The organism is Burkholderia sp. WP42, assembly GCF_000745665.1.
Classification (GTDB): domain Bacteria; phylum Pseudomonadota; class Gammaproteobacteria; order Burkholderiales; family Burkholderiaceae; genus Burkholderia; species Burkholderia vietnamiensis.
In genome coordinates this window covers 42,686-65,833 of sequence record NZ_JQJT01000003.1, presented here as the reverse complement: position 1 = coordinate 65,833, position 23,148 = coordinate 42,686, and the positions used below count along the sequence as shown (strand labels likewise).

The following is a 23,148-nucleotide window of genomic DNA, read 5'->3' as shown; positions in this document are numbered from 1 at the left end:
GGTCACGATGTTGATGCAGCACACCCTTACCCAGCTAAAGGCGCTCAAACTGGACGGCATGGCTCGCGCGTTCGAGGAGCAGTCAACGCTCACGGCAAGCACCAGCCTGTCATTCGAGGAACGCGTGGGCATGCTCGTAGATCGCGAGCTGGCCTGGCGTGATACGCGACGACTCGAACGTTTGCTGCGCGCCGCGAAGCTCAAGAACCCACAGGCCTGCGTCGAAGACATTGAATACCGGCAAACCCGTGGGCTGGACCAGCGCATCGTCGCCACGCTCGCCGGCTGCGACTGGGTGCGCAATGCTCAGAACCTGATCCTGACCGGCCCCACCGGCGCGGGCAAGACGTGGCTCGCTTGCGCGTTCGGCCAGCAGGCGTGCCGGCAGGGCTTCTCCGTGTTCTATGTGCGCGTCGCGCGGCTGTTCGAAGAGCTGAAAATCGCGCACGGCGACGGCAGCTTCACACGTCGGCTTGCGCAACTCGCGAAGATTGATGTGCTGATCCTCGACGATTGGGGCTTGCAGGATCTCGACCAGGCGGCGCGCAATGATCTGCTTGAGGTACTTGATGATCGTGTCGGTACGCGCTCGACTGTGATCACCAGCCAGTTGCCGCTCGAACACTGGCACGCGTGGCTGCAGGACCCCACGCTCGCCGATGCGATTCTCGATCGGCTCGTGCATCAGGCCCACAAGCTTCCGGTCAAGGGCGATTCGATGAGAAAGAAAACGAAATCCGAGTCCGCTGACGCCTGATCGTGATCACCGTCGCTATAATCCATTGACCGCGCAACACCACCTTCCAGACTGATCACGTTCGCCGAAACGATTGATCACCATCGCCGAAATCCGCAAACAGACCGAGCAATGGAAGCCAGTAGTCCGTTGGGTTTTTCTGTGCCAGATAGGCAGCGGAATCGAAGATGACCTTCAAATCCTCGTCGGTGAACGGCTTATAGCCATTCTTGTCCCTCACCTTCTTCGCATCCTTCTTGGTGAACAGCTTGTGCCCACGGGATGGAAATTGTGCAGCCTCAGGGAAGGAACCCATGGACTGCGCCAGTTCGAATAAACCAGAGACGGGACGAAGATATTTCTGCTGGACGGTGGAATGCGTGATTCCCTTTGCCAGCAGGTCATCAATCCAAACGGCAATGTCCTCGCGCGTCACATCGCGGATCGGATAGTGCTCCGTGCTCTTGCGCGTGGCGAGCCAGCTTTGGAAATGCAGTTGATGCTGTCGATACTCGTAGAGCGTCTTGGGTGCGAGTTTAGCCCCGTGACGGGTCGCAAAGCGGCTGATCGCTTCCTGCACTGTCAGACCAGCAGGAACAGGCTTGGAAGGCTCCGCGATGCTTACCTGAGGGGTCTGGATGATAACTTGGGCAGGAACTGCTGGAACGGGCTGCGCTGGCGTGGCAGGTTGTGCCGCCGCACCGGTTTCTCGCGCATGCTTGAACGATTGCCCAAGCTCACTATTCCAAAACGCCTCGGAAGCTCGCATGAGGGCATCCAAGTCACCCGGCACGTTGGGATCTGCCTTCATGGTGATGTTGCGACCATCTGGCGAGCTATAGACGATCTCCAAGTTGCGCGCATCGGCATCGATGCGCTTGAGGATGTTCTCTACGGACTCGTCGTTTGGCTCACTCATGGACACCCCGGTTCGATTCGCTACAAGGATAGCGGAAACCAACATCGCCTTGTTCTTGGCGATGGCTGGGTGCTTTGTGCGCAATGAGAACCGCTTTTCGCAGCGCTTGCCAGCTACCGTGAACTGGTGACGGTAATAGTAGACACCGTGACGCGATTGAGCGATGCGGGTGGACAGTTTCAAGGTCTCTTCCTGAGGAAGAGGTACCCCTACGAGTGACACCGCAAGAGACGGACAAAGAAAAAGCCCCTGATTTTCCGAGAAAAATCAGGGGCTTACCCGCTTTTGGCGGAGACGGAGGGATTCGAACCCTCGATCCAGGTTTTGGCCCAGATGCTCCCTTAGCAGGGGAGTGCCTTCGACCTCTCGGCCACGTCTCCCAAACTTTCGCTCGCACCAGGGAGGCAGTGCGACGAGAACGAAATAATATAGGGTTTCGAACCGCCCGTCAATTTCCGCGATGCATTTTCTTCAATGCATCACGAAAAATTCACGGTGCCTGGTCGAGTTCGAATGCCTTGTGCAGCGCGCGGACCGCCAGCTCCATGTACTTCTCGTCGATCAGCACCGAAATCTTGATTTCGGACGTCGAGATCATCTGGATGTTGATGCCCTCTTCCGACAACGTACGGAACATCTTGCTCGCGACACCGACGTGCGAACGCATGCCGACGCCGACCACCGACACCTTCGACACCTTCGGGTCGCCCTGCACGCGCTCCGCGTTCACATGGCCCTTCACCTGGTTGGTCAGGATGTCCATCGCCTTCTGGTAGTCGCCGCGACCGACCGTGAACGTGAAGTCGGTCTTGCCCTCGACGCTCTGGTTCTGGATGATCATGTCGACGTCGACGTTCGCGTCGGCGACCGGGCCGAGGATCTGATACGCGATGCCCGGCTTGTCGGGCACGCCCATCACCGCAATGCGTGCTTCGTCGCGCTGGAACGCGATGCCGGAAATGACTGCCTTTTCCATGGTCTCGTCTTCTTCAAAAGTAATCAGGGTGCCCGAGCGCATCTCTTCGTCGAGCGCAATCAGCGGGTCGGTCAGGCTCGACAGCACACGCGTCTTCACCTGGTATTTGCCGGCGAATTCGACCGAGCGGATCTGCAGAACCTTCGAGCCGAGACTCGCCATTTCCAGCATTTCCTCGAACGTCACGCGGTCGAGGCGGCGCGCCTCTTCGACCACGCGCGGGTCGGTCGTGTAGACGCCGTCGACGTCCGTATAGATCAGGCACTCTTCGGCACCGAGCGCAGCCGCAACCGCCACCGCCGACGTGTCCGAGCCGCCACGGCCGAGCGTCGTGATGTGGCCGTCCGGATCGACACCCTGGAAGCCCGTGATGATCACGACCTTGCCGGCGTTCAGATCCGCCTTCACGCGTTCGTCGTCGATCGAGTGGATACGCGCCTTCGTGAACGCGCTGTCCGTCTTGATCGGCACTTGCCAGCCGGCATAGCTCACGGCTTCGACGCCGATTTCCTGCAGCGCGATCGACAGCAGACCGACGCTGACCTGCTCGCCGGTCGACGCGATCATGTCGAGCTCACGCGGGCTCGGCTGGCTCGAAATCTCTTTCGCGAGACCGAGCAGGCGGTTGGTTTCGCCGGACATCGCGGACGGCACGACCACCATCTGGTGCCCGGCCTGATGCCATTTTGCGACGCGTTTCGCGACGTTCTTGATGCGCTCGACCGAGCCCATCGAAGTGCCGCCGTATTTGTGTACGATGAGTGCCATTGTCGTTCTGAACTGAAGGAGAAGCCGCACGGGCGCGCTGGGCAGGCCGCGTTGCCGTTCGGTCACGCGGCTTGTGGCTGTGGACGGACGACGAGGGGGACGGCTGGGACGCAACACGCAAGCGTGACGGAGTTTGCCCGGAAGGCCGATCAGGCCGCGCAAACCGGGTACGTCACGCGGAAAACCTGCACAAAACGCTCAAAAATCGAGCCGAGCAAACGTCCGAGCGTACCCGATAGAGGCCCGCTTGACAAGCCGCCCCGCCCGTTTGGCAAGCGTTCCGGCGCTGTTTACCAAATGGTGAAAACCGGCGCGCGATCACCGCCGCCAGCGAGCCGCCGCTAAGCGATCAGCAGGTCGGGCCGCCATTCGATGCGGCGCCAGCGGCCGTCGGCCGCCAACCCGTCGCCATGATTGATGCCGAGCCGCGGCACGTACACGAGCCGCTCGCCGGCATACAGCAGCGGCACGTCGCGCTGCCACGCCGGCACGCCGCGCTCCTGGAACAGGTTCTTCAGCGTTCGTCCGGGGCCGCCCGGCGACGTACGCAGCCGCTCGCCGCCGCTGCGTGCGCGCGCGACGAGCGCCCCGCTGCGCAGCAGCGCCTCCGGCACCGCCCCGTCGCTGCCCGCCTCCGCCGCGGCGAACACGAACGTGCCGCGCCATGCCGGCAGATGCCACACCTCGTCGCCGTTCCACACGAGCGACGCGTCGGGATGCGGCGTGCCGGTGCCGTCGTCCGGCGGCTCCGCGCTGTCGGCCAGCTCCCAATACACCGCATCGCGGTAGAGCCGCAGGCACTGGCCCGCGTGATCGACCCGCAGCGCATGCGCGTCGTGCGCATCGCGAAGCTGCCGCATCATGTTTGCCAGCCTGCCCGCCGACGCGCCCGGCAACCCGAGCGTGCGCATCCAGTAACGCAGCAGGTTCGCGCCGCGCGTGTCGTCGAACGCGATCAGCGCGTCGCGCGACAAGGCGCGGCCGTCGTCGCGCGCCGCGCCCGCGAAATCGAGCTCGGCGAGGTCGTCGAGCAGGCGCTGCGCGGCGGCCGCATGCTGGGCCGCGCGGCCGAGCGCGTCGCGAAAACCGGGGAAATGCACGGCGAGCGCCGGCAGCACGTCGAGCCGCAACGCATTGCGCGCATAGCGCGTGTCGGCATTCGATTCGTCGTCGATCCACGCGAGCTCGCGCTGCGCCGCATAGCGCTCCAGTTGCGCGCGCAACAGTCGCAGCAGCGGCCGCACGCGCTCGACGCTCGCGCCGTCAGGACGGTAGCGCGGCGCCATCGCGGCCAGGCCGGCGATTCCCGCACCGCGCAACAATTGCAGCAACACCGTCTCGGCCTGATCGTCGGCGTGCTGCGCAATCCAGAGCGCGGCGACGCCGTGACGCTCGCACATCGCGTCGAGCGCCGCATAGCGGCGCTCGCGCGCCGTCGCCTCGATGCCGAGGCCGCTGTCGCGCGGGACGTCGACCCGCTCCGATTCGAACGTGACCCCGAGCCGCTCCGCGGTCGCCTGCGCGTATGCGACCCAGGCGTCGGCGTTCGCGCTCAGCCCGTGATGCACGTGCAGCGCGACGCAGCGAGCGGCACCGGCGACGCGCACAGCCGCGTCGAGCAGCACCGTCGAGTCGAGGCCGCCGCTGTATGCGATGGCGATGCGCGCATCGGCCGGCAGCCCGGAAAGCGCCGCGCCGACCGCATCGAGGACGACGCGGTCGGCGCGGAATTCGGTTGGAGGAATCACGTGAGGGACGCGCGCCGGACGGCGCGCGATGTGAACACGCCGGTCATGCGCCGGGTGTGGTTTCCTTGAACTTGCCGTAGGCCATCAGGCGCTCGAAGCGGCGCTCGCGCAGCGCGTCGATGCTCATGCCCTGGAACTGGCGCAGCGAATCGGCGAGCGCACGGCGCAGCAACGCGGCCATGCCCTTAGGATCGCGGTGCGCGCCGCCGAGCGGCTCGTTGATGATCTTGTCGATCAGGCCGAGCGCCTTCAGTCGATGTGCGGTCAAGCCCAGCGCTTCCGCCGCCTCGGGCGCCTTCGCCGCGCTCTTCCACAGGATCGACGCGCAGCCTTCCGGCGAGATCACCGAATAGGTCGAGAACTGCAACATCATCACGGTATCGCCCACGGCGATCGCGAGCGCGCCGCCCGAACCGCCCTCGCCGATCACCGTCGTGATGATCGGCGTCTTCAGCTCGGCCATCACGTACAGGTTGCGGCCGATCGCCTCGGACTGGCCGCGCTCTTCCGCGCCGATGCCCGGGTACGCGCCCGGCGTGTCGACGAACGTGAAGATCGGCAAGCCGAACTTCTCTGCGAGCCGCATCAGCCGTTCGGCCTTGCGATAGCCTTCCGGACGCGGCATCCCGAAGTTGCGCGCCGCACGTTCCTTCGTGTCGCGCCCCTTCTGGTGGCCGATCACCATGCACGGATGACCGCCGAAGCGGGCGAGACCGCCGACGATCGAAACGTCGTCCGCGTATGCGCGGTCGCCGTGCAATTCGTGGAAATCGGTGAACAGTTCGGCAACGTAGTCGAGCGTGTACGGACGCTGCGGATGTCGCGCGATCTGCGAGACCTGCCACGGCGACAGGTTCGCGTACAGATCCTTCGTCAGTTGCTGGCTCTTCTTCGACAACCGCTCGATTTCTTCCGAAATATCGACAGCCGAGTCGTCCTGCACGAACCGCAGTTCTTCGATCTTGGCCTCGAGTTCGGCGATCGGCTGTTCGAAATCCAGAAACGTGGTCTTCATGTGTTCGAATCCTTGGGTCTTGCGGCAGCGCGTATTCTACCCGCGCGGGCGATGCGCAAAACCGGTTCTCAACTATTGATGTTTAAAACCTGATAGGCGTCAATCGACGTCGCCATCGGGCACGTCGAGGCTGCGCCACATGTACCAGGTCGCGACGGTACGCCACGGCTCCCAGTTGGCGGCCACTTCGCGCGCTTCGCTGCGCGTGACGGGCTCTCCGCTGAAGTAGTTGACGCTAATCGCACGGATCAGGCCAGGATCGTCGAGCGGCAGGACATCCGGACGCGACAGGTTGAAGATCAGGAACATCTCGGCCGTCCAGCGGCTGATGCCGCGGATCTGCGTGAGTTCCGCGATCACGTCCTCGTCGTCCATCGACGTCCATTTGTCGACATGCAGCGCGCCCGACACGAAGTGCTGCGCGAGATCGAGAATGTATTCGGTCTTGCGCTTCGACAGGCCGCACGCGATCAGCTTGTCCGCGCCGAGCCGGATCACCGGTTGCGGCGCGAGCTTCGGACACGCATCCTCGATGCGCGCCCACAGCGCCTGCGCCGACGGCACCGAAATCTGCTGGCCGACGACCGAGCGCGCGAGCGTGACGAACGGCTCGCCGCGCTTCACGAGATGCGCCGGGCCGAACTTCGGGATCAGCTTCTTCAGAATGCGGTCGCGCTTGACGAGATCGGCGCATGCCTTGTCCCAGTATGCGGGACGCACGACGTCGGCGCTGCCCGCATCGTCGGATGCGCGCACCTTGCGAGCCGTGTCGGTAGCCGCCGACGTGGTTTCCGGCTGAGCCGGGTCGACGCCTTTCGCGCGCACCGGCTTCGCATGACCGTTGAGCGCGCCGTTCAGCACGGCGCGCGTCGCGTCCGACTTCGCCGCCGAGCCGCGCTTGGCTGCCGGACGCGCGGCGAGCGGAGTCGCACGCCTGACCGGCGCTTTTCTGGCCGTTGCCATCTTGCCTCCTACCCGACGGATCGATCAGTGGAACGCGCCGCGCTCATACGCGACGCCATTCGGTCGATCCGCCCGGTTTGTCTTCAAGTGCGATGCCGGCCTCGAGCAATTCCGCCCGAATCCGGTCCGCTTCGGCATAGTCCTTCGCTTGTTTCGCCGCGACGCGCGCGGCGATCCTCGCTTCGATTTCGTCGGCTGCGAGCGCGCCCGCCTGCGCGGAGCCGGCGCCCTGCTGCAGGAACGCGCGCGGCTCGCGGCCGAGCAGGCCCAGCAGGCCCGCCAGTTGTTTCAGTTGCCGCGCGAGCGATGCATCGCGCGTGCGGTTGACCTCGCCCGCGAGCTCGAACAACGTCGCCACCGCCACCGGCGTATTGATGTCGTCGTTCATCGCGGCCGCGAACCGCTGCGCGTAAGGCTCGTTCCAGTCGAGCGCGAGCGCATCGGGCTCGACGTCCTTCAGCGCCGTATACAGACGCGTGAGCGACGCGCGCGCATCGTCGAGGTGCACGTCGCTGTAGTTCAGCGGCGACCGGTAGTGCGTGCGCACGATGAAGAAGCGCATGACCTCGGCGTCGTACCGCTCGAGCACTTCGCGGATCGTGAAGAAGTTGCCGAGCGATTTCGACATCTTCTCGTTGTCGACCTGCACGAAGCCGTTGTGCATCCAGTAATTGACGAACGTCTGACCGGTCGCGCCTTCGCTCTGCGCAATCTCGTTCTCGTGGTGCGGGAATTGCAGATCCTGCCCGCCGCCGTGGATGTCGAAATGCTCGCCGAGCAACGTGCAGCCCATCGCGGAGCACTCGATGTGCCAGCCCGGCCGGCCCATCCCGTATTTCGATGCCCACGATGCGCCTTCGGGGTCCTCAGCTTTCGCGCGCTTCCACAACACGAAATCGAGCGGATCTTCCTTCGCGTCGTTGGCCGCCACGCGTTCGCCCGCGCGCAGATCGTCGAGCGACTTGCCGGACAGCTTCCCGTAGTTCGCGAACTTGCGGACCGAATAATTGACGTCGCCGTCGCTCGCCTGATACGCGTAGCCGTTCGCCTCGAGCTGCTCGATCATCCCGAGCATCTGCGGAATGAACTGCGTCGCGCGCGGCTCGATGTCGGGCCGCTGGATGCCGAGCGCCGCTTCATCGTCGTGCATCGCGCCGATGAAGCGGTCGGTCAGCGACTTGATCGACTCGCCGTTCTCGACCGCGCGGCGGATGATCTTGTCGTCGACGTCGGTGATGTTGCGCACGTACGTGACCCGGTAGCCGATCGCACGCAGCCAGCGCTGGACGAGGTCGAACACGACCAGCATGCGCGCGTGGCCCACGTGACAATAGTCGTAGACGGTGATCCCGCATACGTACATTCGCACTTCGCCGGGCTGGCGCGGCACGAAAACTTGCTTGTCACGCGCGAGCGTGTTGTAGATGCGCAGTGATTCCATAGAGATGAACCGTGAGCCGAAGGAAACCGCCCTGGCGAAGCTCGCCCTGCATGCGAAACGGACGGACCACCTGCCGCGGCATGACGCCGGACGTCCTCGATATCACATGGGGCGGTCAGGCTGCAAGCACAGCGGTGACGGCCACGAGAGGCAAAGAAAGACTGTCTGCCGCTCGCCGGAACGCGCAGACGTTTTGTTAGAATGGCTCGGAGTATAACATTCCGATTTACGCCTATGAAACCTCATCGCGGCCGCGCGCCGAGCGCTGCGACCCTCGTTGCAACCGCCATCATGGGCGTCGCGCTGACGCTTTTCGCAGCCCCGGCAGCCCATGCGCAAAGAGCGCCCGCCATCGCCGACGGCACGCCCGAAATCGACGCGTCGATCTCCGGCAAGCAGTGGCAACAGGCGCTCGCGCAGCTCGATGCGCGCATTGCGGCGAATCCGCACGACGTGCAGGCGCAGTTCAAGCGCGGCACGGTGCTCGCACGCCTGAACCGCGACGACGACGCGATCCAGCAGTTCGTCGCGATCACGCAGGCGTACCCCGAACTGCCCGAACCGTACAACAACCTCGCGGCGCTGTACGCGAAGCACGGCCGCTACGACGAAGCGCGCAGCGCGCTCGTCACCGCGACGCAATCGAACCCGAGCTACTCGCTCGCGTACGAGAACCTCGGCGACCTGTACCTGCGTCTCGCCGCCGAATCGTACAAGCGCGCGCAATCACTCGGCCGCACGAGCGGCGCAACCGCGCAGCGCCTTGCCGATCTGCAGAAGATCGTCACGCCGCCGAAAACGGCGGGCAACGCACGCGCGGTCACGCCGTCCACGCGCGCGTACACCGAGCGCGCCGCCGCGAACGTGAGCACCACCACGCTGCCGCTGTCGCCGACGTTCCAGTTCAACGGTCCGTCCGGCGCGCTGGCCGCGCCGTACGTCGCGCCGTCGCAGTAAGCGGCGCGGCCTCCCTTCCCTCCCCATCTGAGGATCGCAATGAAACGTCTGTTGTTGGCGCTTGGCGGCGCCGCCCTTGTCGCGACCGCGCCTGCTTTTGCGCAATCGGCTACCGCGCACCCCGTCGTGCAGCTGAAGACCTCGCAGGGCGACATTCGCGTCGAGCTCTACCCGGAGAAGGCGCCGAAAACGGTCGCCAACTTCCTCGATTACGTGAAGGCCGGCCAATACAACGGCACGATCTTCCATCGCGTGATCAAGGGCTTCATGATCCAGGGCGGCGGCTACAAGACCAACTTCGAGGAAAAGCCGACGCGTGCGCCGATCCCGCTGGAAAGCCGCAATGGTCTGAAGAACCTGACGGGCACGATCGCGATGGCGCGCACCAGCGATCCGAATTCGGCCACCGCGCAGTTCTTCATCAATACCGTCGACAACAGCGGCCTCGACTACCCGAACCCGGACGGCAACGGCTATGCGGTGTTCGGCAAGGTCGTGTCCGGCCTCGACGTCGTGAAGAAGATCGAAGGCGTGGCCACGACCTCGCGCGGCCCGATGCAGGACGTGCCGGCCCAGCCGGTCGTGATCGAATCGGCCAGCGTCGTCTCGAAATAAGCACCTGCCGGCACGTCCGGCGCCACACGCGGCCGCGTCGCACGACCGGCCGCGTGCCATTTAAACCGCCATACCGAAGGAATTCATCATGGTTGAACTGCATACGAACCACGGCGTGATCAAGCTCGAGCTGGACGCCGCGAAGGCACCGAAGACGGTCGAGAACTTCCTGAACTACGTGAAGAAGGGCCACTATGACGGCACGGTGTTCCACCGCGTGATCAACGGCTTCATGATCCAGGGCGGCGGCTTCGAGCCGGGCCTGAAGCAAAAGCCGACCGACGCGCCGATCGACAACGAAGCGAACAACGGCCTGAAGAACGACACGTACACGATCGCGATGGCGCGCACCAACGATCCGCATTCGGCCACCGCGCAGTTCTTCATCAACGTGAACGACAACGACTTCCTGAACCACTCGTCGCCGACGCCGCAGGGCTGGGGCTACGCGGTGTTCGGCAAGGTCGTCGAAGGCCAGGACGTGGTCGACAAGATCAAGGCCGTGAAGACGGGCAACGCTGGCTTCCACCAGGACGTGCCGGCCGACGACGTCGTGATCGAAAAGGCCGTGGTGGTCTGACGCACGGTTGCTACGGAGGCACTTCGATGCTGCAGGAGAGTCCGCCGCGAAGCGTCTCCGCGGGCGTGCCGGGTGAGCGCGAATACGCGCACGCCGCACGCCCGTTCCTGTTCCTGTCCGATCTGCACCTGAGCGACGCGATCCCGAAGACGGTCGCCGCGTTCGAGCATTTCGTGAAATACACCGCCGACAGCGCCGACTCGGTGTTCATCCTCGGCGACCTGTTCGAATACTGGATCGGCGACGACGTGCTCGACGACGATCCGTTCGCGGCGCGCATGGCCGCACTGATGCACACGTTCTCCGAGCGCGGCATCGCGCTCTACGTGATGCACGGCAACCGCGATTTCCTGCTCGGCCGGCGCTTCATGAAGGCGGCCGGCGCGATGCTGCTGCCCGACCCAGCGCTGATCACGGCGTTCGGTCAACGCATCGTGCTGGCCCACGGCGACGCGCAATGCACGGCCGACCGTCGTTATCAGATCTTCAGGCGCTTCGCGCGCAATCGCGTCGCGCAAGCGCTGTTCCTCGCGTGGCCGTTTCGCTGGCGCCGCGCGCTCGCGCAACGAATGCGCTCGAACAGCGAAGCGGGCCGGATGCGCCCCGTCTCGGCCGCCTACGACGTCACGCGTGACGGCGTGGCCGCGCTGTTCCGCAAAGGCCGCGCGAGCGTGATCATTCACGGCCACACGCATCGCCCCGCGCGTCACGCCGAGCCCGGCGGGATTCGCTGGGTGCTGCCCGACTGGGATCTCGATCACGGCATGCCGCGCGGCGGCTATCTGCGCGTGGATGCCGAAGGCATCCACGCGATGCCGCTCGACTGACCTCCGCTGACCTCCGCTGACCGATCGACCGGCCAAGCGATACGGCTATCGCGGGCTCGCCGCCCGCGCGGGTCGCGTCACGTTTGACGCTCGACCGATTTCCCCTCCAGCACGGCCGACAAGCGGCGCAGATCGAGACGCGCTGCGTCCGCGCCCTGTAGCGTTTCCAGATGCGTGCCGAGCTGCTCGAGCGCAGCGACGATCTCGTCGACGCGCCGGCTTTCCTTCGCCGCATGATCGATCAGCCCGTGTATCGCGAGCGACATCGGGTCGTCCGCGTTCGGCGTGATCCCGTACGCGCAGAACGCCGCGCGTTCGGGCTGCGGCTTCGGTTGCGCCGGCATCACGATGCGCGCCGGGTTGCCGACCGCGGTGCCGCCCGCCGGCACCGGCTTCACGACGACCGCGTTCGAACCGATCTTCGCGCCCGCACCGACCGTGAACCCGCCGAGCACCTTCGCCCCCGCGCCGACGATCACGCCGGCCTCGAGCGTCGGATGGCGCTTCGCGCCGCGCGTGAGCGACGTGCCGCCGAGCGTCACGCCCTGATAGATCGTGCAGTCGTCGCCGACGATCGCGGTCTCGCCGATCACGACGCCCATCCCGTGATCGATGAAGACGCGCCGGCCGAGCGTCGCGCCCGGATGGATTTCGATCCCCGTCAAGAAGCGTCCGAGCTGCGACGCGAACCGCGCGAGCCAGTAGCGTTTCGCGCGCCAGCAGGCATGCGCGAACCGATGCAGCACGAGCGCGTGCAGCCCCGGATAACAGGTGAGCACTTCCCAGGCACTGCGAGCGGCGGGATCCCGCTCGCGAATCGTCGCAACGTCTTCGCGCAGTCTAGTGAACATGATCTGGTGTGGGCTGGAACGGCCGGCGCGCCCGCCGGCCATGCCCGGCCGTTATCGCGCCGGGTTCTTTGCTTATGACGTTCGGCGATTGTAGGGCCACTCGCATGCGGTCGCACGCGGGCGCGCGTTCACCCCGCCGCCGGCACGGGTATTCGTGCGCGGCGCGTGCGACGGCGGCTCACGCATCGCCGTCCGGTGCGCCCGTCTTCAGCAGGATATGCTTCGCGACGCCGCGCAGAATGTTGACCTCCTCGCGCTCGAGACCGGTGCGCGCGAACAGGCGTCGCAACCGCGGCATCAGCTTCTTCGGATTGCGCGGATCGAGAAAATCGAGCGCGATCAGCGCGCGCTCGAGGTGGCCATACATTCGTTCGATCTCGTCGCTCTGCGCGAGCGTGCCGACCTCGGCCTGCACCGGCTGCGACTGCGCGCCGCCGTGCTCCAGGAACGCGACGCGCAGTTCATAGGCGAGCACCTGGATCGCCTGCGCGAGATTCAGCGAGCTGTAGGCCGGATTCGCCGGGATGTGCGCGAGCGCGCTGCACTGCTCGACGTGCTCGTTGGCGAGGCCGGTGCGCTCGTTGCCGAATACGAGCGCGATGTCGCCGGCGCCGACCTGCGCGCGCGCTTGCGCGGCCGCCGCGCGCGGCGCGAGCCGCGGCGGGCCGTACTCGCGCGTGCGGGCGGTCAGCGCGATCGACCAGTGCACGCCCGACAACGCGTCGCCGAGCGTAGGCACCACGTGCGCGCCGGCGAGGACGTCGTCCGCGCCGCTCGCCATCGCGATCGCTTCGGGGTCGCTCTGGACGTGCGGCACGCGCGGCGCGACCAGCACGAGCCGCGAGAAACCCATCGTCTTCAGCGCGCGGGCGGCCGCCCCGACGTTGCCGGGATGGCTCGGCTCGACGAGCACGAAGCGGGTGGAGGTGAAACCGCCGGACGGCGGCAGGGACGAGGCTGCGTCCGGTTCGGACGGCATGGCGGGGTTCTGCGGAGTTTCCACTCGATACGACTCGGTTCATCGGAATGGCCGTATGGTATCGCCATCGCCCCGGCAAACCCACTCGTCCGGATGGCTAGTGGGGGTTTCCCCGCATCGCGGCGCACCGAAATGCGCGAAAATCGGCTAAAATCATGCGCTTACGCGTCGCATCCGGTGCGCCGCGGTCGTACCCCGCTCTTTGTCAATTTGCGTCTCATGTCGCCCGGCACGTTTGCGCCGCTCCGGGCGGTGTGTTCCACTTCGTGGCGGCCCGTGCCGCCGGCTACAGGATCCAGGCTCATGCATCCCATGCTCAACATTGCTGTCAAGGCTGCGCGCCGCGCCGGACAGATCATCAATCGTGCGTCCCTCGATCTCGACCTCATCGAGATCCGCAAGAAACAGCAGAACGACTTCGTCACCGAAGTGGACAAGGCCGCCGAAGAGGCGATCATCGAGACGCTGAAGACCGCCTACCCCGACCACGCGATCCTCGCGGAAGAATCGGGCGAATCGGAGAACGAATCCGAGTTCAAGTGGATCATCGATCCGCTCGACGGCACCACCAACTTCATCCACGGCTTCCCGTACTACTGCGTGTCGATCGCGCTCGAGCACAAGGGCGTCGTCACGCAGGCCGTCGTCTACGATCCGAACCGCAACGACCTGTTCACGGCCACCCGCGGCCGCGGCGCGTACCTGAACGACCGCCGCATTCGCGTCGGCCGTCGTGACCGCCTCGCCGACGCGCTGGTCGGCACGGGCTTCCCGTTCCGCGAGAAGGACGGCCTCGACGCGTATGCGCGCCTGTTCACCGAAATGACGCAAGCGTGCACGGGCCTGCGCCGCCCGGGCGCAGCCGCACTCGACCTCGCGAACGTCGCAGCCGGCCGTCTCGACGCGTTCTTCGAGCAGGGCATCAACGTGTGGGACATGGCGGCGGGCAGCCTGCTGATCACCGAGGCCGGCGGTCTCGTGGGCAACTACACGGGCGACGCGGACTTCCTGCATCGCCACGAGATCGTCGCCGCGAACCCGAAGATCTACGCGCAGATGATCCCGATCCTGAACCGCTACAGCCGCATGCACCCGGCAGCGGAGTAAGCTCGGGCCGCGCCCGCACGGCGCGGCTTTTCGCGCCACCGCCTCGCCTGCGCGCCGGCTCTCGCCTGTTTCAACACCGCCACGGCTTCGTGGCGACCGTATCCGAATACTCATGTTACGGCTAAGCGAAATCAAACTCCCGCTCGACCACCCCGAGAGCGCTCTCGAGGCCGCCATCCGCGCGCGCCTCGACGAGCTCGGCGTGCCGGCAGACGGGCTTCTGCGCTACACGGTGTTCCGCCGTGCGCACGATGCGCGCAAGCGCGCCGACATCAAGCTCACCTACATCGTCGATGTCGAGGTCAAGGACGAAGCGGCCGTGCTGCCGCGACTCGCCGGCACGCCGCATTGCGGCGTCACGCCCGACATGACGTACCGCTTCGTGACGAAGGCGCCCGAGCACGGCAACTTCCTGCGCCCGGTCGTGATCGGCATGGGGCCGTGCGGGCTCTTTGCCGGGCTGATCCTCGCGCAGATGGGCTTTCGCCCGATCATCCTCGAACGCGGCAAAGCCGTGCGCGAGCGCACCAAGGACACGTTCGGACTGTGGCGCAAGAGCGTCCTCAATCCCGAGTCCAACGTGCAGTTCGGCGAAGGCGGCGCCGGCACGTTCTCCGATGGCAAGCTGTACAGCCAGATCAAGGACCCGCATCACTACGGCCGCAAGGTGCTCGACGAGTTCGTCAAGGCCGGCGCGCCGGAGGACATCCTGTATCTGAGCCGGCCGCACATCGGCACGTTCCGCCTCGTCAGCATGGTGGAAAAGATGCGCGCGACGATCCACGCGCTCGGCGGCGAAGTGCGCTTCGAAACCCGCGTCGAGGACATCGACATCGAGCAGGGCAAGGTTCGCGCGCTGAAGCTGTCGAACGGCGAAACGCTGCGCTGCGATCACGTGGTGCTGGCCGTCGGCCACAGCGCGCGCGACACGTTCCAGATGCTGCACGATCGCGGCGTGTTCATCGAGGCGAAGCCGTTCTCGCTCGGCTTCCGGATCGAGCATCCGCAGGGCTTGATCGACCGCAGCCGGTTCGGCAAGTTCGCGGGCCACAAGCAGCTCGGCGCGGCGGATTACAAGGTGGTCCACCACTGCAGCAACGGGCGCGCGGTGTACAGCTTCTGCATGTGCCCGGGCGGCACGGTCGTCGCGGCGACCTCCGAGCCCGGCCGCGTGGTCACCAACGGCATGAGCCAGTATTCGCGCGCCGAGCGCAACGCGAACGCGGGGATCGTCGTCGGCATCACGCCGGAAGACTATCCGGGCGGCCCGCTCGCGGGCATCGCGTTCCAGCGCAAATGGGAGGAACGCGCGTTCGAGCTCGGCGGCGGCGATTACAGCGCACCGGGCCAGCTGGTCGGCGATTTCATCGCGGGCCGGCCGTCGACGTCGCTCGGCTCCGTCGCGCCGTCGTACAAGCCGGGCGTGCGGCCGACCGATCTCAGCACTGCGCTGCCCGACTACGTGATCGAAGCGATTCGGGAAGCGCTGCCGCAGATCGACAAAAAGATCGCCGGCTTCGCGATGCACGATGCGGTGCTCACCGGCGTGGAGACGCGCACGTCGTCGCCGATCCGCATTCGGCGCAAGGACGATTACCAGAGCGTGAACGTCGAAGGTCTGTATCCGGCCGGCGAAGGCGCCGGGTATGCGGGCGGCATCTACTCGGCGGCCATCGACGGGATCGAAGTCGCGCAGGCGCTGGCGCTCGATCTGATGTCGAAGCAGGCGTCCTGACGTCGGCGGCAGGTTCGGCGCGCGATGGCTGCGGCGCCGAGCCGATCGTCATGCCGTCGCGGCCTGCTCCAATGATCCAGCGGAACGTTCGCGTTCCGTGAGAGTGCGTCGTGCGCCGGTTACGCGAACCGCCGCGCTCGCGCTTTCGACGGTCGGCCATCATCGATCGATACGCACGACACTCGGTCAAGCGGCAAGCGAACGGTCATGCGGGCGTCGTTACGGCGATCGCCGGCGACCTCACGTAAAGAAGCCACCGCAGCGGTCATCCTGCTAATCGTCAAGACCGAGCAGCACGTTTCTGTAATGGGCGCGCGCGACACGGACCACAGCTTGCCCGAAGACGAATCCGCCCCGCGGCGCCTCCGACAACCGCTCCCACGAACGGGTGCCCCGCCCTTGCACCGAGCCCGGCCCCAAGTGCCGCGCATAGAGCGCACGCGAGCAAACCGGCCCATGTCTGCCAATGGCGCCAGCTACGAAAATACGCGCGTCGCCAGTTGACGCGCCTGTCGCGCGCAGGCAGATTCGCCAGTTCGGGGATGCTCTTCAACGTCCAAAAGACTTCCATCGCCGATCTCCTCCCCGGTTGTTCACGTCGCGGAATCGTATGCGATCGGGCGCGGTGTCGACAGACCGGAAGCGTCCCGCTCTGAACGCGCGCAACTGGTCGAACGGCGAACTTCGCGCTTGTCGGTCGGGGCCGCTGGTAAACTCGGGCAACCCAAGCAACAATTTTACGCCGGATCTATGACCACGCTGTCGCCCGAGGCCTTTGCTGGCCACACCCCGATGATGCAGCAGTACTTACGCATCAAGGCCGACCACCCGGACACGCTCGTCTTCTACCGGATGGGCGACTTCTACGAGCTGTTCTTCGAAGACGCCGAGAAAGCCGCGCGTCTGCTCGACCTGACGCTTACCCAGCGCGGCGCATCGGCGGGCAACCCGATCAAGATGGCCGGCGTCCCGCACCACGCGGTCGAACAGTATCTGGCGAAGCTCGTGAAGATGGGCGAATCGGTCGCGATCTGCGAGCAGATCGGCGATCCGGCCACGTCGAAGGGCCCGGTCGAGCGCAAGGTCGTGCGCGTCGTCACGCCCGGCACGCTGACCGACGCGGCGCTGCTGTCGGACAAGAACGACGTCTATTTGCTGGCGATGTGCACCGGCCACAACAAGCGCGGCGTCGCGGTCAATATCGGCCTCGCGTGGCTGAATCTCGCCAGCGGTGCGCTGCGGCTCGCCGAAATCGAACCCGACCAGCTCGGCGCGGCACTCGAGCGCATCCGCCCGGCCGAAATTCTCACCGCAGACGGCGCGACCGACGCCGTGCCGGCCGGCGCAGGCGCGGTCAAGCGCGTGCCGGCGTGGCACTTCGACATCGCGTCGGGCACGCAGCGCCTGTGCGACCAGCTCGACGTTGCCGGCCTCGACGGCTTCGGCGCCCATTCGCTGACGAGCGCATGCGGCGCAGCCGGCGCGCTGCTGCTGTATGCGGCAGCTACGCAGGGCCAGCAGCTACGGCACGTGCGCAGCCTGAAGGTCGAAAGCGAAACCGAATACATCGGCCTCGATCCGGCGACGCGCCGCAACCTCGAGCTGACCGAAACGCTGCGCGGCACCGAATCGCCGACGCTGTATTCGCTGCTCGACACCTGCTGCACGACGATGGGCAGCCGCCTGCTGCGTCACTGGCTGCACCACCCGCCGCGCGCATCGGTCGCCGCGCAGTCACGCCAGCAAGCGATCGGCGCGCTGCTCGATGCGCCCGCCGACGCAAACCTCGACGCACTGCGCAGCGCGCTGCGCCAGATCGCCGACGTCGAACGGATCACCGGGCGTCTCGCGCTGTTGTCCGCACGGCCGCGTGATCTGTCGAGCCTGCGCGACACGTTCGCCGCCCTGCCGGCACTGCGCGAGCGCATCAGCGCGATCGTCGCGAACGCCGATGCGCTCACCCGTGTCGACGCGGCGCTCGCGCCGCCCGCCGAATGCCTCGACCTGCTGACGAGCGCGATCGCGCCCGAGCCGGCCGCGATGGTGCGCGACGGCGGCGTGATCGCGCGCGGCTACGATGCGGAGCTCGACGAACTGCGCGACATCTCCGAGAACTGCGGTCAGTTCCTGATCGACCTCGAAGCGCGCGAGCGCGCACGCACGGGCATCGCGAACCTGCGCGTCGAATACAACAAGGTGCACGGCTTCTACATCGAGGTCACGCGCGGCCAGACCGACAAGGTGCCCGACGACTATCGCCGCCGCCAGACGCTGAAGAACGCCGAGCGCTACATCACGCCCGAGCTGAAGACCTTCGAAGACAAGGCGCTGTCCGCGCAGGAGCGCGCGCTGGCTCGCGAGCGCGCGCTGTACGACGGCGTGCTGCAGGCGCTGCTGCCGTTCATCCCCGAATGCCAGCGCGTCGCGTCGGCGCTCGCGGAGCTCGACGTGCTCGCGGCCTTCGCCGAACGTGCGCGCACGCTCGACTGGGTTGCGCCCACCTTCACCGACGACATCGGCATCGAGATCGAGCAGGGCCGCCATCCGGTCGTCGAAGCGCAGGTCGAGCAATTCATCGCGAACGACTGCCGGTTCGGCGCCGATCGCAAGCTGCTGCTGATCACCGGCCCGAACATGGGCGGTAAGTCGACGTTCATGCGGCAGACGGCGCTGATCGCGCTGATGGCGTACGTCGGCAGCTACGTGCCGGCGAAGTCGGCGTGCTTCGGGCCGATCGACCGCATCTTCACGCGGATCGGCGCGGCCGACGACCTCGCGGGCGGCCGCTCGACGTTCATGGTCGAGATGACCGAAGCCGCGGCGATCCTCAACGACGCGACGCCGCAAAGTCTCGTGCTGATGGATGAAATCGGGCGCGGCACGTCGACGTTCGACGGCCTCGCACTCGCATGGGCGATCGCGCGTCATCTGCTGGCGCAGAACGGCTGCTACACGCTGTTCGCGACGCACTACTTCGAGCTGACGCAACTGCCGAGCGAATTCCCGCAGGCGGCGAACGTCCACCTGTCGGCCGTCGAGCACGGCCACGGCATCGTGTTCCTGCATGCGGTCAACGAGGGGCCGGCGAACCAGAGCTACGGGCTGCAGGTCGCCCAGCTCGCGGGCGTGCCGGCGCCGGTGATCCGCGCGGCCCGCAAGCATCTCGCGTATCTCGAGCAGCAGTCGGCCGCCCAGCATACGCCGCAGCTCGACCTGTTCAGCGCCCCGCCCGCGGCGGCCGACGATGTCGAATGCGCCGACGCGCCGGCGCCGTCCGACGCCACGCATCCGGCGCTCGACCGGCTGCGCGACATCGATCCCGACGACCTGAAGCCGCGCGAAGCGCTCGACTTGCTGTATGAACTGCGGACGCTCGTCCGCTCGCACGATGCCGACGGGCACGCATAAACGCGTTGCACGGGGCCGGCGCGCCGGCCTTGCCGCCGCGCTGACTGTGGCGGCGCTCACGCTCGCCACGGCCGGCGCGTTGGCGGCCACGCCCAAACGCGGTGCGGCGCCCTACTCGTTCGCGGTCGTGTCGAGCGTGATCGACGTGCCGGCCGACGAACCGGCCGCGCAACGGCTGTTCGAAGCGATCGCACGCGAACGCAGCGTCGCGTTCGTAGTCTATGCGGGCGACATCAAGGGCGCGAAGGAAGCGTGCCGCGATTCGCTGTATGCGCAGCGCGGTGCAATCCTGAGCGCGACGCGCGTGCCTCTGGTGTTCATTCCCGGCAACCACGACTGGGTCACGTGCGGCACCGCGGCCGGCGGCGGTTACGATCCCGTCGAACGGCTGGATTTCCTGCGGCAGACCTTGCTTGCCGACACCGCGCTGCCCGATCCCGGCGCGCTGCCGATCACGCGCGAAAGCGAAGTCGCACGGTTCCGGCCATATCGCGAAAACGCGCGCTGGATCCGCGACGACGTCGTCTACGTCGCGCTGAACGCGCCGGCGCCGAACAACCATTTCCTGACGGCCGGCGGCCGCAACGGCGAATTCGAGGATCGTGTGATCGCGAACGGTTTCTGGCTCGACCATGCGGCCGAATTCGCGAAGCGGCGCGAAGCGCGCGCGATGGTGGTGATCTTCGAAGGCGACCCGCAGTTCGATCGCTATGAACGCGCCGAACGCTTTGCGTGGCTGCGCTTCAACCGGCCGCGCGCACGCGACGGCTTTCGGGAACTGAAACGGGCGCTGGTGAAGGCGGCCGCGACATTCCGCGGCCCGATCCTCGTGATGCACGCGAGCGGCGAGCCGCTCGCGAACGGTTTTCTGATCGATCGCCCGCTGCATGCGGACGATGGCGCACTGATCGGCAACGTGACGCGCGTCGCGTTCGGCCCGCGCCATCCGGCGCATCAGTGGGTGAAGGTCAATGTGTCGCCGGCCCGGCAGACCGTCTTCAGCGTGAGCCTGCAGGACGTGCCGAAAGACGTGCCGGTTCCGCCTGCACTGCCGGCCGCACCGCGCAACGACGTGCCGCTGCCGCAGATGCCCGAGATTCCCGCGTTGCCGGCATTGCCCGATGCGTCGTCGGTCGCGCCGCCGCTGCAGGGCGACGGCACGACGCCGGCCGGCGCGTCGTGGCCGGTGCCGCCCCCTGCTTCAGGGCCGGCGTCCGGCCAGCCTGCCAGCTCAGTGCAGGGTGCGCCCTGACGGCGTGTCGCCGTCTTCCTCTTCGTCCTCGTCTTCGTCGACGATCTCGAGGCCTTCCGCGCCATGCGCGTGCTCATGCTCGATCTCGTCCTCGGTCGCTTCGCGAACGTCCTTGACGGTGAGTGCGAAGCGCAGCGCCATGCCGGCGAGCGGATGATTGCCGTCGAGCACGACCTTGTCTTCGGCGATGTCGGTGACCGTGTAGATCAGCGAATCCACTTCCTCGTCGGCGTCCTCCGGCGTGCCTTCAAACTGCATGCCGATTTCGAGCGGTTCGGGAAAACGATCGCGCGGCTCGACCTTCACGAGTTCGGGATCGTAGTCGCCGAACGCGTCCTGCGGCTCGAGCTGAACCTGCGCCTGGTAGCCGGGCTCCTGGCCGTCGAGCTGTTCCTCGATCTTGGGGAACGTGCCATCATAGCCGCCGTGCAGATAGACCATCGGCTCGTCGCTTTCCTCGATCAGATTGCCTTGCGCATCCGACAGCTTGTAAGCGACCGACACGACGGTGTTTTTTGCGATTTTCATCCAATTCTCCCAATTACAACTGTCATTATACGATGCGCAACCGGTCTCCAGCCGAACCGCGGGAAGCCGCTGCCGCCCCATTCGGCGCGCCGCCTTCCGATCTTCCCACACCGCTGCTCGGCGGTCTCACGCCGGCGCAGTTCATGCGCCGCTACTGGCAGAAAAAACCGCTGCTGATCCGCCAGGCGATTCCCGGCGTGAAGCCGCCGCTCACGCGCGATGCGCTGTTCGACCTGGCTGCAGACTATGACGCCGAATCGCGTCTGATCACGCATTTTCGTAACAAGTGGCAACTCGCGCACGGGCCGTTCGAACCGGGCGCGCTGCCTGCCGTATCGCGCAAGGCGTGGTCGCTGCTCGTGCAGGGGCTCGACCTGCACGTCGACGCAGCGCGCGCCCTGCTCGACCGCTTCCGTTTCATTCCGGACGCCCGGCTCGACGACCTGATGATTTCGTACGCGACGGACGGCGGCGGTGTCGGCCCGCACTTCGACTCGTACGACGTGTTCCTGCTGCAGGTCGAAGGCCGACGCCGCTGGCGCATCGGCGCGCAGAAGGACCTGTCGCTGCTGCCGGACGTGCCGCTGAAGATCCTCGAGCATTTCGAGCCGAGCGACGAATGGGTGTTGGAGCCGGGCGACATGCTGTACCTGCCGCCGCACATCGCACACGACGGCGTGGCCGAAGGCGAATGCATGACCTGCTCGATCGGATTCCGGGCACCGTCGGCCGGCGAACTCGGCGCGCAATTCCTGTACTACCTCGCCGAACGCGGCGGCCTGCGCGACGCGCGCGGCGACGAACTGTACCGCGACCCGAAGCAACCGGCCGTGGACACGCCGGCCGAGCTGCCGCCCGCGATGGTCGAACGCGTCGCCGAGATCGTCGACGCGATTCGCTGGCGCAAGCGCGACGTCGCCGAATTCCTCGGCTGCTATCTGAGCGAGCCCAAATCCAACGTGGTATTCGAGCCGCCGGCACGCCCGCTGTCGGAGGCGGCATTCGTCAAGCAGGCTGCCCGTCGCGGCGTATCTCTCGACAGAAGGGCCACATTGATGTATAACGCGCGCTCGTACTTCATTAATGGCGAAGAGGAACCGCTCGAGCAAGCCGGCGAATGGCTGCCCGAACTGGCCAATCTGCGCCACATGGAGGCGAAACGGTTTGTAACACTATCCCGGGTTCCCTCAATGACAGCCTTACTGCACGAGTGGTATTGTGCGGGCTGGATACGGGTCGGAAGCCGGATTTAGTGGACTACCCCGTATGCCCATGCAGATCAAATTTTGTATGGGAAAGACAACGTATTGACCCCGCATTTGTCGACGGTCGATAGGAAAGTGCATATAATTTCCGCCCAAGCCGTAGGGAAGATTCACGCTCTAGAAGTGCGTCTCCACCAGCGGCCCAGGTCGGTGTTGGAGCACATTACCGGTATTGTTTCGCGCTGTTGCTTACCTTTAACCATAAAAGGACGTGATCATGAAGAAATCCCTCCTCGTAGCTTCCCTGTTGGCTGCTGTTGCACTGGCTGCTTGCAACAAGAGCGCTGATCAAGCTGCTTCGTCGGCTGCTAGCGACGCCGCTGCTGCTGCTTCGTCGGCTGCTTCGGCAGTTGCTGGTGCTGCGAGCGACGCTTCGGCTGCAGCTTCGTCGGCTTCGGCTGCTGCAAGCGACGCAGCTGCTGCTGCGCCGGCATCGGCTGCTTCGGCAGCTCCGGCTTCGGGCGCAAGCCAGTAAGCC

21 protein-coding genes, 1 tRNA gene and 1 pseudogene are annotated in these 23,148 nt (G+C 66.0%); 12 read left to right on the top strand and 11 right to left on the bottom strand.

Annotated elements, in window-relative coordinates; genetic code table 11:
- The first annotated feature begins 7 nt into the window (after positions 1-7).
- Positions 8-757 (top strand): IS21-like element IS408 family helper ATPase IstB, encoded by a 750-nt coding sequence (gene istB / locus EX20_RS00320; protein WP_006397350.1) that lies wholly within the window; start codon positions 8-10, stop codon positions 755-757.
- Between the two features lie 55 nt (positions 758-812).
- Here istB and EX20_RS00315 read toward each other — a convergent pair whose 3' ends face one another.
- The 3 genes from EX20_RS00315 to EX20_RS00305 all read right to left on the bottom strand — a co-directional run bounded on the left by EX20_RS00315 (position 813) and on the right by EX20_RS00305 (position 3,399).
- Entirely contained in the window at positions 813-1,838 is a 1,026-nt protein-coding gene (locus EX20_RS00315; RefSeq protein WP_131929113.1) for a site-specific integrase, read from the bottom strand.
- Between the two features lie 103 nt (positions 1,839-1,941).
- Positions 1,942-2,035, bottom strand: a tRNA-Ser gene (locus tag EX20_RS00310).
- Positions 2,036-2,145: 110 nt separating this feature from the next.
- A complete protein-coding gene (locus EX20_RS00305; RefSeq protein ID WP_011885194.1) occupies positions 2,146-3,399 on the bottom strand; it encodes an aspartate kinase in 1,254 nt (417 codons plus the stop codon).
- Here EX20_RS00305 and EX20_RS33295 point away from each other — a divergent pair.
- Positions 3,382-3,619, top strand: a pseudogene (locus EX20_RS33295) (hypothetical protein); the annotation flags it as partial. The gene EX20_RS00305 and the pseudogene EX20_RS33295 overlap by 18 nt on opposite strands.
- A gap of 121 nt (positions 3,620-3,740) precedes the next feature.
- Here EX20_RS33295 and tilS read toward each other — a convergent pair.
- The 4 genes from tilS to cysS form a co-directional block, all read right to left on the bottom strand.
- On the bottom strand, positions 3,741-5,147 hold the full coding sequence (gene tilS / locus EX20_RS00300) for a tRNA lysidine(34) synthetase TilS (RefSeq protein ID WP_034192441.1): 1,407 nt from the start codon (positions 5,145-5,147) through the stop codon (positions 3,741-3,743).
- A gap of 43 nt (positions 5,148-5,190) precedes the next feature.
- On the bottom strand, positions 5,191-6,162 hold the full coding sequence (locus EX20_RS00295; RefSeq protein ID WP_011885196.1) for an acetyl-CoA carboxylase carboxyltransferase subunit alpha: 972 nt from the start codon (positions 6,160-6,162) through the stop codon (positions 5,191-5,193).
- A 99-nt stretch (positions 6,163-6,261) separates the two neighbouring features.
- Positions 6,262-7,125, bottom strand: coding sequence for a DNA-3-methyladenine glycosylase family protein (locus tag EX20_RS00290; protein WP_011885197.1), 864 nt, complete (start codon positions 7,123-7,125; stop codon positions 6,262-6,264).
- Positions 7,126-7,168: 43 nt separating this feature from the next.
- The gene (cysS, locus tag EX20_RS00285; RefSeq protein WP_014723256.1) at positions 7,169-8,566 is read right to left on the bottom strand and encodes a cysteine--tRNA ligase; all 1,398 of its coding nucleotides are present in this window, start codon (positions 8,564-8,566) and stop codon (positions 7,169-7,171) included.
- Between the two features lie 234 nt (positions 8,567-8,800).
- Between cysS and EX20_RS00280 the strand changes: the two genes are divergently transcribed.
- From EX20_RS00280 to EX20_RS00265, 4 genes are all read left to right on the top strand, one after another.
- The gene (locus EX20_RS00280) at positions 8,801-9,523 is read left to right on the top strand and encodes a tetratricopeptide repeat protein (RefSeq protein ID WP_060044880.1); all 723 of its coding nucleotides are present in this window, start codon (positions 8,801-8,803) and stop codon (positions 9,521-9,523) included.
- Between the two features lie 39 nt (positions 9,524-9,562).
- Positions 9,563-10,138, top strand: a complete 576-nt coding sequence (locus EX20_RS00275) for a peptidylprolyl isomerase (protein WP_014723258.1) — start codon at positions 9,563-9,565, stop codon at positions 10,136-10,138.
- A gap of 88 nt (positions 10,139-10,226) precedes the next feature.
- Complete coding sequence (locus EX20_RS00270; RefSeq protein ID WP_011885201.1) at positions 10,227-10,718, top strand: peptidylprolyl isomerase; 492 nt, start codon at positions 10,227-10,229, stop codon at positions 10,716-10,718.
- Positions 10,719-10,744: 26 nt separating this feature from the next.
- A complete protein-coding gene (locus tag EX20_RS00265; protein WP_011885202.1) occupies positions 10,745-11,545 on the top strand; it encodes a UDP-2,3-diacylglucosamine diphosphatase in 801 nt (266 codons plus the stop codon).
- Between the two features lie 77 nt (positions 11,546-11,622).
- On the opposite strand, the gene cysE is transcribed toward EX20_RS00265, so the two are convergent.
- Entirely contained in the window at positions 11,623-12,396 is a 774-nt protein-coding gene (cysE, locus tag EX20_RS00260) for a serine O-acetyltransferase (protein ID WP_011885203.1), read from the bottom strand.
- A gap of 178 nt (positions 12,397-12,574) precedes the next feature.
- A complete protein-coding gene (locus EX20_RS00255; protein WP_014723261.1) occupies positions 12,575-13,399 on the bottom strand; it encodes an RNA methyltransferase in 825 nt (274 codons plus the stop codon).
- A 279-nt stretch (positions 13,400-13,678) separates the two neighbouring features.
- Between EX20_RS00255 and EX20_RS00250 the strand changes: the two genes are divergently transcribed.
- From EX20_RS00250 to EX20_RS00235, 4 genes are all read left to right on the top strand, one after another.
- Positions 13,679-14,482: an inositol monophosphatase family protein gene (locus EX20_RS00250; protein ID WP_011885205.1), complete on the top strand. Its 804-nt coding sequence runs from the start codon at positions 13,679-13,681 to the stop codon at positions 14,480-14,482.
- A 112-nt stretch (positions 14,483-14,594) separates the two neighbouring features.
- Positions 14,595-16,217: an NAD(P)/FAD-dependent oxidoreductase gene (locus EX20_RS00245; protein ID WP_034192440.1), complete on the top strand. Its 1,623-nt coding sequence runs from the start codon at positions 14,595-14,597 to the stop codon at positions 16,215-16,217.
- 750 nt (positions 16,218-16,967) lie between these two features.
- Positions 16,968-19,625 (top strand): DNA mismatch repair protein MutS, encoded by a 2,658-nt coding sequence (gene mutS / locus EX20_RS00240; protein WP_034192439.1) that lies wholly within the window; start codon positions 16,968-16,970, stop codon positions 19,623-19,625.
- Positions 19,606-20,877, top strand: a complete 1,272-nt coding sequence (locus EX20_RS00235; RefSeq protein ID WP_034192438.1) for a metallophosphoesterase — start codon at positions 19,606-19,608, stop codon at positions 20,875-20,877. The genes mutS and EX20_RS00235 overlap by 20 nt, the downstream gene beginning before the upstream one ends.
- On the opposite strand, the gene EX20_RS00230 is transcribed toward EX20_RS00235, so the two are convergent.
- A complete protein-coding gene (locus tag EX20_RS00230; protein ID WP_011885380.1) occupies positions 20,857-21,405 on the bottom strand; it encodes an FKBP-type peptidyl-prolyl cis-trans isomerase in 549 nt (182 codons plus the stop codon). The two genes, EX20_RS00235 and EX20_RS00230, sit on opposite strands and share 21 nt — an antisense overlap.
- 32 nt (positions 21,406-21,437) lie before the next feature.
- Here EX20_RS00230 and EX20_RS00225 point away from each other — a divergent pair, with 32 nt between their 5' ends.
- Together EX20_RS00225 and EX20_RS33290 are read left to right on the top strand one after the other, a co-directional pair.
- On the top strand, positions 21,438-22,658 hold the full coding sequence (locus EX20_RS00225; RefSeq protein WP_034192437.1) for a cupin domain-containing protein: 1,221 nt from the start codon (positions 21,438-21,440) through the stop codon (positions 22,656-22,658).
- Between the two features lie 54 nt (positions 22,659-22,712).
- The gene (locus EX20_RS33290) at positions 22,713-22,958 is read left to right on the top strand and encodes a hypothetical protein (protein ID WP_011657350.1); all 246 of its coding nucleotides are present in this window, start codon (positions 22,713-22,715) and stop codon (positions 22,956-22,958) included.
- Positions 22,959-22,978: 20 nt separating this feature from the next.
- Here the strand turns inward: EX20_RS33290 and EX20_RS32390 are convergent, their stop codons facing one another.
- Entirely contained in the window at positions 22,979-23,137 is a 159-nt protein-coding gene (locus tag EX20_RS32390) for a hypothetical protein (RefSeq protein ID WP_014723266.1), read from the bottom strand.
- Positions 23,138-23,148: the final 11 nt, after the last annotated feature.